At 52.9% G+C, this 15523-nt stretch carries 8 protein-coding genes; all 8 read left to right on the forward strand.

Annotated features, from left to right (window positions below; all coding sequences use genetic code 11):
* Window positions 1–66 precede the first annotated feature (66 nt).
* Genes SH302x_RS00420 through SH302x_RS00455 form a run of 8 tightly spaced genes read left to right on the forward strand, consistent with a single transcriptional unit; the run spans window position 67 to window position 15439 of the window.
* Window positions 67–1056, forward strand: a complete 990-nt coding sequence (locus SH302x_RS00420; RefSeq protein WP_479366532.1) for an AAA family ATPase — start codon at window positions 67–69, stop codon at window positions 1054–1056.
* Window positions 1057–1097: 41 nt separating this feature from the next.
* Window positions 1098–2003, forward strand: coding sequence for a DUF58 domain-containing protein (locus SH302x_RS00425; RefSeq protein WP_479366533.1), 906 nt, complete (start codon window positions 1098–1100; stop codon window positions 2001–2003).
* Window positions 2004–2006: 3 nt separating this feature from the next.
* Window positions 2007–4127 (forward strand): vWA domain-containing protein, encoded by a 2121-nt coding sequence (locus tag SH302x_RS00430; protein WP_479366534.1) that lies wholly within the window; start codon window positions 2007–2009, stop codon window positions 4125–4127.
* Window positions 4112–6520: a hypothetical protein gene (locus tag SH302x_RS00435; protein ID WP_479366535.1), complete on the forward strand. Its 2409-nt coding sequence runs from the start codon at window positions 4112–4114 to the stop codon at window positions 6518–6520. The genes SH302x_RS00430 and SH302x_RS00435 overlap by 16 nt, the downstream gene beginning before the upstream one ends.
* Before the next feature lie 7 nt (window positions 6521–6527).
* Window positions 6528–9380, forward strand: coding sequence for a hypothetical protein (locus SH302x_RS00440; RefSeq protein WP_479366536.1), 2853 nt, complete (start codon window positions 6528–6530; stop codon window positions 9378–9380).
* A gap of 32 nt (window positions 9381–9412) precedes the next feature.
* A complete protein-coding gene (locus tag SH302x_RS00445) occupies window positions 9413–10180 on the forward strand; it encodes a DUF4159 domain-containing protein (RefSeq protein WP_479366538.1) in 768 nt (255 codons plus the stop codon).
* Window positions 10177–11598 (forward strand): multiheme c-type cytochrome, encoded by a 1422-nt coding sequence (locus tag SH302x_RS00450; protein ID WP_479366540.1) that lies wholly within the window; start codon window positions 10177–10179, stop codon window positions 11596–11598. The genes SH302x_RS00445 and SH302x_RS00450 overlap by 4 nt, the downstream gene beginning before the upstream one ends.
* Entirely contained in the window at window positions 11588–15439 is a 3852-nt protein-coding gene (locus SH302x_RS00455; RefSeq protein ID WP_479366541.1) for a HEAT repeat domain-containing protein, read from the forward strand. Before SH302x_RS00450 ends, SH302x_RS00455 begins: the two co-directional genes overlap by 11 nt.
* Window positions 15440–15523 lie beyond the last annotated feature (84 nt).

The raw sequence follows: 15523 nt of genomic DNA on the forward strand, positions 1-15523 counted from the left end.
GCTCGATCCGTCGGTTGTGACGCTCATGCTCTACTCATCGCATTCAGCTCTTGTCTTGAGGTTCACGTGGTTACTCTTGATGCAAAATCGGTCAGTGAAACATTTGTGCGACAAGCTGTTGAGGTTCGCACCAAACTTAAAGAGTCGATCGTCGGTCAAGATGACGTGCTCGACCAATTGTTAATCTGTGCTCTGACTGGTTCGCATGCTCTGATCGTAGGCGCACCAGGACTTGCCAAGACCTTAATGGTAAAAACGCTTGCTCGGGCGCTAAACCTAAAATTCTCTCGCATCCAGTTTACGCCCGATTTGATGCCCAGCGATATTACTGGTTATGAACTGCTGGCACGCAATGCTGAAACAAACGACATGACGATGCAGTTTCGTCATGGACCGATATTTGCCAACCTTGTTTTGGCCGATGAAATTAACCGTGCTGCTCCGAAGACCCAATCGGCGCTGCTGGAGGCAATGGCCGAGCGGCATGTGACCGTGGGCGGCATGACTTACAATCTTGATGATCCGTTTCTCGTCGTCGCAACGCAGAATCCCATTGAACAAGAGGGAACTTACCCATTGCCTGAAGCGCAGCTAGATCGCTTCATGATGGAAATTCGTGTTGGCTATCCAACAAAAGCTCAAGAGCGTGAAGTCGTATTGCGAACGACTGCGGAGAAAACCGATTTTACTTCGGGGGGGCTTACGCAAGAGGATTTTCTCGAGCTTCGCAAGACCGTGCGAGCAGTACCTGTGCCCGATTCGGTCGTCGATCTCGCTGTGGCTATCTGCAGTGCAAGTCGGCCAGAATGTGATGACGCGCCTGAAGTTGTTCGCAACTACGTGGCCTTCGGGGCTGGGCCGCGCGGTTCGCAGAATCTGGTGCTGGCCGCAAAAGCTCGCGCTTTGTTGGAAGGCCGTACGGCACCGATCACTGGTGATGTGCAGGCTGTCGCTAGTGCTGTCCTGCGACATCGAATCTTGATGAACCATCGTGCCATTGGAGATAACTTTAGCGTCGAGCAATTGATTGCCGCGCTGCTCAAAGAAGCAATCTGATCGTCGGCTGTGAAATTGTTTAATTCTAGGAGTTCGACGGCATGCAATCGCAAAGTACGTTTTTTGAACCGGGCCGCTTGTCTGGCCTCGAGAAAATGCGTTTCACGACATCGCGTCGTGTTGAAGGTTCATATTCCGGCCGACATATCGCGAAACGTCGCGGTGGCTCAGGTGAATTCGTCGACTATCGCGAGTACTCTCCCGGCGATGATTTGCGTCGCATCGACTGGAAGGCTTTCGGCAGAACCGGCCGCACTTATCTCAAGCTGTTTCAAGACGAAACCGATCTGCGATGTACGCTGGTGCTGGACTGCAGCGGTTCGATGTCGCAAGGCGGCAACTCCGCTTCCGATATACGCGGCTCCAAACTCGAGTGGATGAAGTACTTCGCAACGGCGCTGGCGCATTTAATTGTGCTTGGCCGCGATGCTGTTGGATTGTGTGCGATTCATTCTGCCATAGATCACTACGTTGCGCCGGCAGCTTCCATGCAGCAACGGGCTCTGGTGCATCAGGAGATCGAACGCATGAAGTCACACGGCCAAACGGATCTCGCTGCAGGTCTGGATTCAGCGTTACTGCAATCATCGCGTCGAGGTGTCTTGCTGGTGATGAGCGATTTCTTAGTGCCCAGTTTAGAGCCAGTCTTATCGAGCTTTCGAAAGTTCCGAGCTCGTGGATGGGAGATAGTTGTCTTGCACTTGGTTCATCCTAACGAAGAAAAGCTACCCGAGGGCAATGCCTTCCGCTTTACTGGCCTAGAAAACGATGGCTTCGTTAATTGCCAAGTTGCCGAGATTCGTCGCGCCTATGAAGAGCGTTTTGCAGCGCACTTAAAACATACGCGGTCGGCGCTCTATGCCACTGGCTGCGATTACCATTTGGTCCGTACATCTGAGAACTACCTTGACGTATTGCGATCGTTCATGGTTATGCGAGGAGCATAAAGAATGGGCGTTTTAAATTTTTGGGCGATAGGAATGGGAATGATGGCGCTCGCCGCGCCGATTGCCGTCCACTTTCTCACTAAGCCCAAGCCTGTTCCCTTCGCGTTATCGACGATCCGCTTCTTGCAAGAAGTCATCCAGCAGCGCAAAGCTCGCAGCCGATTCCGCGACTGGTTGGTTTTGCTATTGAGAACTCTTTGTATCGGCTTACTGGCCCTTGCTCTCGCGCGACCAATGTTAAGTGCCCGGCCCGCTGTTCCTATGGAAGCATCCAAGAACACCCAACGCGTGCTGGTGATCGATGTTAGCCAGAGCATGGCAGCCGGAAGTGGCGGTGTAACCAGTTGGTCCGCAGCGCAAGCCAGCGCATTGCAGTATTTAGAAAGCGGATCAGGCTTGCAAGCCGCTGTCGTATTCGCCGGAGCCCGCGGCTATCCTGTTTTCGATCGTATGTCGCCAAATTTGAATGCTTTGCGGGAAGCGATTCGGCAAGCCAAACCGAGAGCAGAGCGGGCTGACGCGCGAGCGGCAATGGAACAAGCCGCGATGATCCTTGGTAATGCAAGCGGCGAAACGAAAGAGCTTGTCATCATCAGCGACTTCCAACGAAACAACTGGGGGCAATTGATGATCGATTTGATACCCAGCGATACTCAAATTCAGTTTCACAGCGTGGCTCCTAAAGTTACCGACAACGTCGCTGTCACCACCGTCCGTTTTCAAACCGAACCGATCATCAACCAGTCGACGCAACTCGAGATTGAACTGGCCAATTACTCCGACCGCGAAGTCGATGTTCGTTGCGTGATCGAAATGACAGATACGCAGCGCGTCATCGAAGCCAAACTCGCGGCCAGCAGCACGCGCACTTTAGCCGAATCGATCACTTTCTCCGAAGTCGGTTGGAAGCACGGTTGGGTGCGGCTCGAAAATAACCTGGATGTGCTACCAGATGACGACCAACGCCCCGTCGCTGTTCGCGTTCGTCCTCCGGTGCAAGTCCTTATGGTGACGCGGCAGAACGTTCAGGAGGTCCCTTCGTCAAGCTTCTACCTTGAACAAGTATTATCCGTTGCGCTGGGAGGTAATGAGATTACCGATCCTAATTCGAATCGAACGGTTCAACGAGTACATCCGAGCCGCGATGCGCTACGAAGCTGGCCAGCGAGCGACCTTTTCGTTTTAGATCATCCCGGTTCGCTATCAACCGAAACGCTGCAGTTTATCGCTTCCCAATTGCGGCGTGGTAAAGGGCTGCTGTATGTTACAACCGAACTTGCCGATGCAATGAATCTGAAGCAACTGCAAGACTTGTTGGGCAGCGATTTTCAACCGCCCGTGGAATTCGCTGCCGATCGAACCAGCGGCGATCGAAAGGACCTTTTTGTCCGGCAAGTCCAAAGTCGGGAATCACCTTTTGCCGTGCTAGGCAGTAACAACGCGGCCAGCCTCTTCACTCCAGTTCGCTTTGCAGGTGGTTTGACCACCAAGGCGACGTCGGAAGGACTCAAAGATCAAGTGCTCGCGGAGTTGAGCGATACATCGGCGCTTCTTTATTCAACTTCCGTCGGGGCCGGTCAATTGGCGATCCTCAATACCGATTTGTCACGATCGAATTGGGCGATTCAACCGACCTATTTGCCAGTCATGGGCGAACTGGCTCAATCGCTGCTTGCTTCCCGCGGGCAACGCGATGAAACGCACTGCGGCGAGCCAGTCGTACGTTTGCTGCCAGCCGATGTCGTCAGTACCGAACAAATGGTTGCCAAGACACTCGAAGGCCCGCCGCCTATCGATAGCGAGTTTGGCAAGTGGGAATGGGTGGCCAATCAAAGCTCGGTAATCTGGTCGTGGAGCGCACCGCCCGGTCCCGGAGTGTATGCGCTAGAACAAAACGGTGCACCGAAAATGTTACTTGCAACCAGTGCGCCTGCAATTGAATCTGATTTGGCATCTTTGTCCGAAGATATCCTGACGACACGCGTAAGCGGGACACGTAAAGTTGGCTTTGCCTCCAATGATGCCGATTCGACGAATTCAGATGACCTTTGGAAGTGGTTGATTGTTGGCTGCTTACTCGGCTTAGTTGCAGAAATTGCAACGCTTAGGTGGAATCGAATGTAATGTGGACGATTGATCCTAAAATCCCGATGACTTTGTGGTGGGGCTTGGCGGTCTTAGCCTTCGCCGCGGTCGCTTGGTATGCCATCCGCAAACAGTGGTCGGTCGCTCCGACCAAACGCGTTCTGATCACTATGTTGTTGGGGCTGGGCATCACCGGACCGCTCTTGATTGCATTGAATCCAACTTGGGTCGAGACCATTCCACCTGTTCCCGGCAACCCTCTGCTAACGGTGCTGATCGATGGTACGTTGAGTATGCAGACGGTCGACGCTGGCGATAGCGGGCGGCAATCGCGATGGGATTATGCAGCAGAATTAGCCAAATCAGTCCAGCAAGGTAAGTCCACGGTTGAAGTTCGTAAGCTTGCCTTCGGTGACAGCGGCATAAGAGCAATCACCGAAGAACAACTGAATCCCAGCACGTCGGACAAAGTCGAGCCCGCAGCAGCCGATCGGTGGCCGCGAGGTTACAACAGTGATCTTGCCTCTTCACTTCGACAGACAACGCGCACTGGTTCTCCGCTCGGACATGCTGTGTTGATGATCAGCGACGGGGCACATAACGTCGGATCGGTGGAGAGCGTGCTACAGGCAGCAGTCGAGTCCAATGCACTAGCGACACCGATCCACACCGTGACTTTGGGGACTTCGATTGGCATGTTAAATATGTCGTTGACTGCCAAGTCATCGCGGATGATCGCGTTCCCTAACAATCCCATTGCAATCAGAGTCACAGTCGGACATAGCGGGCTCGCAGGCCAAAGCACCAGGCTTACGCTTTTACGCGATGACACGGTCGTTCAAGAGCAAACGGTTCGATTGACCAGCGAACCGTCGCAAGAAGTCCGGTTTGTGGTTAAAGAAGGCGTTACGCAGGCCATGGAACGCTATCGAGTCATTGCGAGCGATGTCCCGGGAGAAGTGACCACAGCCGACAATCAAACGATGGTGCTCGTACAACGTTTGAGCGCTCCGATTGGGGTCTTGGTGCTGGAAGGAAAGCCGTACTGGGACTGCAAGTTTCTCACTCGTAACTTAGCACGCGATCCGGTGGTGAATCTGACAACGATCGTTCGACTGGGCGATGGTCGGTTTTTAAAACGCAAGGTCGAGCAAGAGCAGAAGCTGTCCTTCAATCCGCTACGGTCGACTCGTCTTCCACTCGCCTTTTCAGGCCTCGCGCCAACGCTCTTAACGGGTGTGTTAGCGGACGATCAGCCGGAAGCACTTAAGTCGGTCGATTGGTCGATTGTCGAAAAGCTATCGTCCCCCCTGGAATCGCCAGAACTATTGGACGAATATCGTTTGATCATCTTGGGTCGAGATGCGGATGCGTTTTTAACCGAGGCGGGCATCGAGCATCTGCGAAGCTGGATCTCGGAACGAGGTGGTTGCTTATTGTGCTCGCGTGGTGCACCAACCGACCAAGTCGCATCCAAATTGGGCGAGATACTTCCGGTCAGATGGTCTTCGTCGGCAGAGTCACGCTATCGCGCTAAAGTTAGCCGTCATGGAATCGATTCCTCTGTATTCGATTCATTGCTCAGCGACGGCTCTGATCCACTGGGGACTTTGCCCAGCCTTGCACTCGGGGCCAAACCACGACCGCGTGCCGGGCTGCCCCAAGTACTGCTGGAAAGCGCAGTCGACACCAGTGGTACCGAAGTGCCCATTGTTACGTATCAACCATTCGGCAGTGGGCAAACAATTGTTGTGGAAGGCTCTGGGATGTGGCGTTGGGCATTCTTGCCACCGCAGCATGCAGACAAAGAGAAAATCTATCCAGGGCTTTGGCAATCGATGGTTCAGTGGATTGTGTCTCAGCAGGACATGATGCCCGGTCAAGACGTTGCGGTGCGAGCGGATCGCGCGACCTTCATTTCCGGAGACCAAGCGACCGCTTCGATTACTTTGCGTTCGGGCTCAAAGTGGTTAGAAACGGGTGCCGAAGCTGGAATCAGCCTGCTGCTACAATCATCGGAGATGGATTTGCCAGCGCGAAAATCGCTGACGCCATCGGGGCTCGAAAACAATCTGTTTCGCGCGGACCTTGGAACGCTCGACGTCGGCTACTACACCTTAAAAGCAGTCACAGGCGAGCACGACGAAGTGTTGGCGGTTACAGCTTTCGAAGTTCGCGACCCGTGGATGGAACGTCTGGAAGTGGATGCCCGGCCCGATGTAATGCGACAGATCGCTAGGCTCAGCGGCGGTCAAGTGTTAACGGCAGCGGACATTCCAAAGCTGGTCGAGCAATTCGAAGAAAAAGTAAGATCACAACAGAAGCACGAAGAGATTCGCACCACCATGTGGGATCGTCCGTGGGTTTTGTTTCTAATTTTATGCGGTTGGATCGGGACTTGGATCGTTCGCCGTCAAAGCGGACTTGTGTGAGGGAATCATGTCAGCAGGCTCGATATATCAAGGCCCATCGGCCGATAGTTTTCTGGCGGTGCTCAATCCGTTTCGTCGGCGTATCATCGGCTTCAATGTCGGTCGGATAGTGTTGCTGGCATCTGCGGCACTATTGAGCGCGTTCATTGTATTGTTATGGGCAGATACAGTTTGGGAGATGTCGTCCGCCGTTCGATGGTGGACCAGTCGTGGAGCGATCGTTGTTGCATTGGTCGCGTTAGTAAGCTTGGCAGCGTATCGTGTTCGCCGAACAACGCATACGTCTGTAGCAAAGGTCTTGGACCGCAGCAGTAACAGTGGCGGTGAAGTGCTGGCTGGGCTACAGCTAGCCACCAATCCTGTCGCGCCGAACCATGATCTGTCGCGTGGGTTGGCTCAGATCGCCACCGCGCGGGCTGCGAATCGAGTACAAACGTTCGCGCCTGACCTAGTGACCGACTGGATTGGCATTCGCAGCGCTGGATTTATGCTTGCCGCAGCACTTGCTGCCAGGCTCATGATCGCTGCCGTTGTGCCTTCGATCGCTTGGAATCAAGTCCAACGGTTTCTTTACCCGGCCAGCGATATTCCTCCTTACACCGGTGTCTTGATCGAATTGGAACTTGAAAGCCCCTCGGTTCTCTATGGAGCAGACGCGTTTGCGAAAGCGATCATTCAGTCTGGTTCCGTGGACCGCGTACAGTTGGTGGTTAAAGCTGCGAGCGGACAAGAGCAGGTCTTGCCGATGCTGGCGCAAAACAGTCAGGAGTACCAAGCGATCTTGACTCGCGTTACCGAACCGCTGACCGTCTACGCTCGCAGCGGATCAAGCCGCTCAACGGCTAAACAATTGGATGTCCAGATGACGCCGAAAATCGTGTCATCTAAAGTGCAGATTACGCCACCGGCTTACACCCGAGCAGCTGTTTATCGCGGCGCAATTCCAGAGAAAGGTATCGCTGGGCTCGTCGGTACCGAAGTCCTTTGGGAGATCACCAGCAACCGCCCGCTGGCGAAAGGGATCTTGCGCGTAACGTATCGCGACGGCAACGAAGAGTTGTTTGAGCTATCCCCGTCCAGCAGCGATGGCGATGCGACCACCGTGACGGCTACCGTTGCACTGTCGAAAGCGGGCACATTTGAGTTGAGCGTATTCGATATTTCCGGACTTCAGTCGCAAGAAAACGTGACCGGCTCTCTTTCGATATTAGAAGATCGACGTCCCATCGTAAGGATCACTCAACCGCGACAGATTTCCATTGCGACGCCCGATGTACGCTTGCCAGTCGTCGTGCTTGCCGAAGATGATTATGGCATTACGAACTTAACACTGTTTCGCTCCTTAAATGGTTCGCCAGCCACTCCGGTGCGAGCGGAAGTTGATGGAACCGCACGAGCTCAAGCGACGTGGGAGCTGCCGCTGGAAAGCTATGGCTTGGAAGAGGGAGACGAGATTCAGTTGTTCGCGCGGACGGAAGACAACGATCCCTCCGGTGCAAAAGGAGCCGAATCGCCTATCACAAGAATTCAAATCATCTCTGTAGCTCACTTCCAAGAGATGATGATGCAACAAAAAGGTGCTCAGAGCATGCAAGCCAAGTACCAGGCGGCGCGGCGATATTTTGAGCAACTGGACAACGCACTGCGAGAAGTAGAGGAAGCACAGAAGGAACTGGAAGCGAACCCTGATTCTGCAGAAGCGGCTGCGAAATTGCAGGAGAAATTGGAGGCCGCTCAGCAAGCTGCAGCGCAAGCCGCCGAGCAACTTGATAAGCTCAGCCGCCAAGCGATGCCGATCGATATCGACCAGGAACTGGCGAAAGAACTCGCTGAAATGGCCAAACAAGCTCGCAAGATGAGCGAGCAACTTGGCGACATGCAGGAGGGTGCCAACGATGGACTGGATCAATCGCAGCAAGAACAAATTGAACAAATGCGTCAGCAAGCGGGCGGCTTGCAGAAAGAACTGAAAGAGAACGCCATCGACCCGATGAATCAAATGCAGGCGATGCTTCCTTTGATGACCGATCAAGCTGCCTTCAGTCGGCTTGTTGAGCAGCAGCGTGATTTATCAGAACGCTTGAGAGGCTTACAGAATGCGGACGCGTCGACCCCAGAAACGGCCAGACGTATCGCAGATCTAGAAGCCGAACAAGAACAGCTCAAGCAGAGCTTAAGTGAACTGCTCGATAATATCGAACAACACGCGGAAGCGCTGCCTGAAAATGAAGACACACGTGAGCTGAAAGCGACTGCGCTGGAGTTTGTTGAAGCCGTTCGTCAAAGCGAAGCGTCCGCAGAGATGAGTAAGGCGCAAGAGAATTTGCTTGGCAATCAGTTCTCTAACTCGCAGGCCAACGCACAGAAGGCCGCGGAGATCTTGGAAAGTTTCCTCAGCCAATGTGAGAGTATGGGCGATCAAGCCTGCGAGAACTGCAAGGCAAAATTCAGTCCAGGTAAGTTTGGTAATTCAATGCAGCAAATGATGGAAATGATGGGCATGAAGCCCGGCTCCAGTGGAATGAAACCAGGCGGAAAACCAGGCATGGGACTGGGCTGGGGTAGGGGTGGCGGGTACTCCCAACGAATGCCCGGCCCGCAAAATATCGGCATGTACGGATCGCTACCAATGCCACAGGCCGCGCCAAGCAGCGGTAGTGGCGATCGCGAATCGATGTCAGGTGCCGCTTCAAGCCATCAGATTGGTCAATCAAATGACTCAGAAAACGCAAGTGAGTTGCAAGCTCGTGGCGAGGCAGCGGGGCAAGGCATGAACGCGGTGCCTGCCAACTATCGCTCTAAAGTCTCCGAGTACTTCCGAGTGCTAAACGAACAGTTGAACCGCGAGACCGCAGAATAATTCTCTTTTCTCAAACGTATGAGGGTATGGTCATGGAACAAGAAACAATGCCAATGTGGTACCAGTCGTTAAGGCAGGCAGCATGTTCGGCAATCGTGCGAACGGCTTGCTTGTGCGCAGTGTTCAACTGCGGCTCAGGGATCGCTGCAATCGCGGCCGAAGCTAGTTCGCCTAAATCGGGTGTGATATCCGAACCTGCGTCGGCTGGGGGTGAGGCTGATAGTGTCGTGCAAGTTGCAAACCTTATTTACGCTGGCACGAAAACGAGCGAATGTTTCGCCGATCACTTCTTACGTCGCGCCGAACAAAGCTCTTCCATTACAACCAGTCGTCGACTGCATTCGGTCAAACTGAGCAGCGAGGAAATTTATAGCTTTCCAATGTTGATCATGACGGGCGAAGGAGAGTTCACGCTGCTGCCCGAAGAACGCGAAAACCTGCGACAGTTTATTGAACGCGGCGGTTTCTTGCTGGCTTCCTCGGGGTGCTCTTCCGAAGATTGGGATCGTTCTTTTCGCAGCGAAATGGCCAAAGTCTTCCCAACCTTAGAACTGCAAGCGTTGGGACTGGAGCATCTTGTCTTCCACACGGCTTATGACATTGGAGAGCTGCAAGCGAAACATGGGACGCCCAAACCATTGGTTGGGCTGCATTTCGGAACACGACTGGGCGTACTGTATTCGCAAGATGGACTCAACGATACATCCAACACGCATGGCTGCTGTTGCTGCGGCGGGAACGAAATCACGAACGCTGAAGAGATCAACGTCAACATTCTCGTCTACAGTCTTTTGCAATGAAACAAGCTCTGAGCGACCAAGCTACCCACTCGCAAAAAGCGGCCGCTGTGCGATGCCGTCGGAATGTTTCAACAAGCATTCACGCTTGTGATGTGCTGCGTTTCCTGTCGCTGTTTTCGGTGCTGGTCGTTGCCCTGCTGAGCTTGGGTTGTACTTCAAAAACGACATCGTTGACTATCTACGTCGCAGGAGACACGCAAGGTTGGATTACGCCCTGCGGTTGTGCCTCGAATCAGTCTGGTGGCCTAGCGCGTCGCGCCGAACTGATTGACTTTGACAAGCAAAAGGGAGATGTCTTGTTGCTAGACGTTGGAGGATCAGCGATTGGCACGACCGCCTATCAACGGCTTAAGTTCGAAGCGTTGCTTGATGGCCTTCAGTTGATGGGGCTCGCCGCGATGAACGTTGGCGCAGCAGAGACGAAATTCACTCCGCAAGAGCTCAACGAAATTGGCCTCAAGACAGGGACCCGATGGCTGGCGTCCAACCTCCAGGACATCTCCGGCGCAGCGTTTGGTTCCGACAAGCTTGAGTTCCAGCTCGCGAAAATGAAAATAGCGGTCGTCGGCGTAATCGATCCAAACTTGGTCAGCAGCAATACTTGGCAAGCAACCGACGCAGTGCCCGCCATCCTCAGGTCGTTTGGTCCATCGTCAGCCGATGTCAAAATCGTGCTAGCGTACTTTGACGAGCCCGGCTTGCGTGCACTCGCTCAGTCTCTGCCAGAGGTTGACTACGTGATCGGTGGGCCTACGGGACAAACTGTGATGCCTTCTCGGGTCGGCTCAACGACGATCATGTCGACCACGAACAAAGGAAAATTTCTGGCGCGGATTGAACTGCAGAAATCAGGTGACTCCAAGCAAGAAACTGATGCAAGAATCACGGAAGTATCCAGCACTCTTAGCGAGTCGGACGTGCAAGTGAAGAACTTGGCGGCTTACTATGAAGCGTTATCGAAGAAAGATTTTCGATCGGACGAAGCGGGCTTAGTCGCAAGCTTGACGGTGAATCAGCCTGACTATGCGATCGCTGGTTCTGCGTCGTGTGTTTCCTGCCACCAAGTAGATGACAATATTTGGCATCAGTCCAAGCATAGCCACGCGTGGAATGTGCTTGAGATGAAAAATGCGCACTTCGATCCGCACTGCCAGCAGTGCCATACGACGGGTTACGGTTTGCCGGGCGGTTTTGTAAACGTGGCGCTCTCGCGAAATCTTGTTCATGTAGGATGTGAGAACTGCCATGGGCCTTCTCAGGCGCATGTCATCAATCCGAAAAAGAAGACGCCGTTCAAAGCGATGGAGCAATGCGTGCGCTGTCACGATCATGAGAATAGCCCTTCATTTTCGCTCGATGCCTATTGGCCAAAGATTGCACACGGAAAGACGAGTATAGGTAATCAAGATGCCAAATAACCGCATATCGCTGAGTGTTTTACATCGATCGCTTTTGTGCATCGCCTTGTTTCTCGGCGGAAGCACTTCGTTGCAAGGACAAGATACCGTCGAGTCGGACGGCGGTATCTTAGGTTGGCTTTTCGGTTCAGGTTCTTCGCAAGTTGAATCGACGGAAGAAACCGATGCAGACGCCGAAGACGAAGACGAAGACGACGATGAAATGTTCGAGGGGTCAGACAATCCTTTTGCTGGTCGCATTCGTGCTGACGCCTTCCTTGACGATGACACGCAAGATGTCGATTCGCCCGACATCCAGTCAGCAGCACCACGCAGCGACGAACGAATAGAAATCACAGATAGCTATAGTGAAGCGATTTCGCTCGCCCAATTGCATCAGCGTCCACTGCTGGTTGTCTTCGGCGCAGACTGGTGTACTTGGTGCAGGAAGCTGGAAAAGGAGTTGACGTTACCGGAGGCGGAAGCCCTCTTGCAGCAGTGGGTGATTGCCAAAGTTGACGTGGATGCGAATCCCGAAGTAGCTCAACAACTGGGTGCTTCGGCCCTTCCTTCGCTTCGCATCCTCGCTACCAATAAAGCGGTCGTGGCTGGACGAGAAGGGTATCTGCCGCTGGATGAATTGAAAGGTTGGCTGGACGAAAATATCAGTCAAGCCGATCCGGCGATTCAAAAGATTCTGTACGATTCGGGCAACGTGTCGTCGGAGGAGTTGCCAAAGTTGGTCGAGTTCTTGGCCAATCGTTCGCCCGATCTTCGGCAGGCGGCAGCGCAGCGCATGCTGAAGGCGAAATCAGATTGTGCCGATGCAGTCGTCGACGTACTACGTGTCGGGAAGCTTTCGCAACGGTTGGCTGCTATCGAGATTTTGACTTCGTGGCAAGCTCCCGTTAGCGCCATCGATCCGTGGCACCCGGAGTCGATGTCAGAACAAAGCTTTGCGCCCGTCATCGATTGGTTGCGAGCCCAGACCAGCGATGAAGACAACTCTGATTCCGAAAGTGCGGCAAATGCTCGCGCATTAAATCCGGAAACGATCAGCCAAGCAGTCACCTCGCTGCTGACCGCTCCCACCGAGAGCGTCTTGGCCGCCATGTCGCAGGCTGTTCGCTACGGAGACCAATTGCTCCCCGAGCTTCGCAGTCGGCTGGCGAACGCAGAACTTGACGATTCCCAAAGGATCTTGCTGCGTGAACTAATATACCGCGTCCTCGCAGGCGAACGATTGCGTCTAGAACATAGCTCACAGTTCTCGGCCATGGCCAGTTTGGATGGCAAGCAACACCGCGCCGCAGTCGAACGAATCTTGACCAAGGCAACGTCGAGAGACACTCCACTCATCGACGAGCTTTCACAAGACAGTGATCCTTTGGTGCGAGAACTCGCGATTCCCGCACTGCAAAAGATCGGAGCGTTGCAGGAAAGCGAGCGTTTGGAAAGGCTCTTAGCGGACAAAAGCCCAAGCGTTCGGACAGCAGTTTTGCGTCAATTGTCGCTCAGTCCTGATCCAAAATCTACATCGTCATTGATCAGTTACATTGCCAATGAGTCTGACGAAGACTTGCTGGTCTACGCTGCCAAAACGCTGGGGAACATCGGCGACAAGGAAGGCGTCCAAGATTGTTTGGTCAGACTGCTAGAGAACAATAGTTGGCGAGTTCGGGCTGCTGCTGTTGATGCCACCGGGGAGTTGCTTTCAAGAAGTTCCTATGGTTCACAAGAAACTGTCTCAGTGACCGTTGCTCAATCGGTATTGAAGTTGACAACTGACGATGATGAGTTTGTTGCGCAGCGAGCGGTAGCCTTGTTGCCGAAAACAGTGATCGAAGAGACAGCGAATGAAGTTGTGCTGTTCTTGTCCGCTCACCCAGAGCATCTGAAGACATTCAAGAAGGAAATGTCAAGCTATCGATATGAAGGTAAGTTGGAGGTGATCACCTCTACCGCCGCAAAGTGGTTGAACAGCGGCGATGCCAATGAGGTCCGAGGAGCAACAAGGATTCTTTCGATTTTGCAACCAACTTTGCTCCAAGACAAACTTCCGCAATTGTTGAACGACGGTGATGGGCAAATCCGTGAAGCAGCTTTGGTCGCGACCGTTGCGGCGCTGGAAGTTCATCGGGATAACGTCATCGAGAATCTCGAATCCGAGTCAAACTCCGAAGCGCAGCTAGCTGCTTGGTTCCAGGTTCCAGAAGAATTGGTGAACACCAAACGGCGTGCAACGGCTGGTTTTTCTAACGTAAGGGCAACTCGAGTATTAGAGGATGATGGCGATGGCATGACTGAGGCAGCGGAGGCTGGACTGGACGTTTTGGATGATCTCTTTGGCAGTGCGCCCTTGGATGAAGTGACTTCCGAACTAAAGGTTGTTGAATCCGCTAGTGATGGTGACACGTTGTACGAAAGTAACACGGACTCGTTTGCGTTGCTGGATGATTTTTTTGGTTCTGCGGATGTTTTACCCGAAGTAGATCTAGCAAGTGAGGAAGTAGAAAGCGACGAAGATGCGAAGATGCTGGACGCTTACCAGCAACAAATGAACGCAGCAGTTGAAGATGATGATGGAGGGGAATCTGATTCGATGCCATCAGCGTGGCTGGTAAAGTGGCACGCTGGAGCAGACAAGGAGCCTTGGATTACCGAAGTATCCAAAGTACTTCGCGAAATGGATGCAACTGGAACCCAAGTCGCGCTCGCCGAGAAACGCTGGCGAAATTTGGCTCTTCTAGCAACCGGTGAGATTGATTATGCAAATCCTGTCAAAGCGGATCTCGAACAGGAGCTAGTTCCAGAGAAGTCGGAATCGACTCCAACACTTGCTCAGGTATTGCCTTGGCTGCCTGCCAAAGTTCGATTGCAAGTCTTGAAGAACACAGAGATCGACTGGCAGCATTTCGAGGATGCGAAGGTTGGCGCGATTTTGCGAGCTGCGACTTTGTTAGATGACGTTGCAATCACGGATTGGTTTTACGAAGCCATCGATCGCCCTGATTTCATGAATGAGAGTCGAATCAACTTAGTTCGTTACATTCTCTTGCGAGGTTTGCAGGGAAGCCGCGCCGATGACATTTCTCAATACTTGTATCCGCGCAACGCAGGCTACTATAGGGATACAGATTATATTCCTGAACCTGAACAGGCATGGAACTGGCTGCAAACTCGATACTTTGAATCAGAATCGGTTGAGCTACAAGCGGCAATCTTACTGTCATCAAGCTACGTGAGTCACGACTCCGCAGTAAAGACTGCATTGGGCCTCGTGTCTCAGGCAGAGAATTATGATGTCCGAGTGAAGCTGGCTGCCGTTATTGCGCTGGGCGATCAAATCGATGACGCGGTTTTCCGGGCACGCATCTGGCTCAGCCACTCTCTGCCCGAAGTCCGAGCACTAGCGATACAACGGTTGCTAGATACATCGCCACAGTTTGCGAGTAAGTATCTGGAGACGGGCGCGCGTGTGATGTACAGCTATGAAGACAAGTTTCCTGGCTTTTGGAACATGCGAGAATCGTTACCAGTTGATGCTCTTCAGAGTGCACTAGAAAAGGCCGTCGCCGAAAAAGACAAACGGAATATCAAATTACTGCTGCTGGCGTCAGGACAGGATGTTCCGCTGGGGGAGCTAGAATTCGAAAGCATGGAGGGAAGGTTGATTGTTGCAATGGCCTTGGCAAAAGACAACCGTGTGGACGAAGCGGCAATCGCATATTATCAATCGTTGGTAACAGAAATCGATGAAGAAAATGGAACGCAGTTATTGAATGTTCTCAAGACGCTCAAGGATGCCAAGCTGCTTGAAATCCGAAAGCAACTGCGTAAGAAGTTGGAATCAGGCAATTAGCCAAACGATGAATCATTAGTTTAGTGTTTGTTTTGGGTGTTTATCAATTCTTCGGAGGTTTAGATGTTTCGCGTATTCTCTTTT

The sequence above is a fragment of the Njordella calcicola genome (assembly GCF_056494125.1).

Excerpts from the sequence above, each read along its gene's own strand:
- SH302x_RS00425 (WP_479366533.1), top strand. The coding sequence starts at position 1,098 with ATGCAATCGCAAAGTACGTTTTTTGAACCGGGCCGCTTGTCTGGCCTC.
- SH302x_RS00430 (WP_479366534.1), top strand. The coding sequence starts at position 2,007 with ATGGGCGTTTTAAATTTTTGGGCGATAGGAATGGGAATGATGGCGCTC.
- SH302x_RS00440 (WP_479366536.1), top strand. The coding sequence starts at position 6,528 with ATGTCAGCAGGCTCGATATATCAAGGCCCATCGGCCGATAGTTTTCTG.
- SH302x_RS00445 (WP_479366538.1), top strand. The coding sequence starts at position 9,413 with ATGGAACAAGAAACAATGCCAATGTGGTACCAGTCGTTAAGGCAGGCA.
- SH302x_RS00450 (WP_479366540.1), top strand. The coding sequence starts at position 10,177 with ATGAAACAAGCTCTGAGCGACCAAGCTACCCACTCGCAAAAAGCGGCC.
- SH302x_RS00455 (WP_479366541.1), top strand. The coding sequence starts at position 11,588 with ATGCCAAATAACCGCATATCGCTGAGTGTTTTACATCGATCGCTTTTG.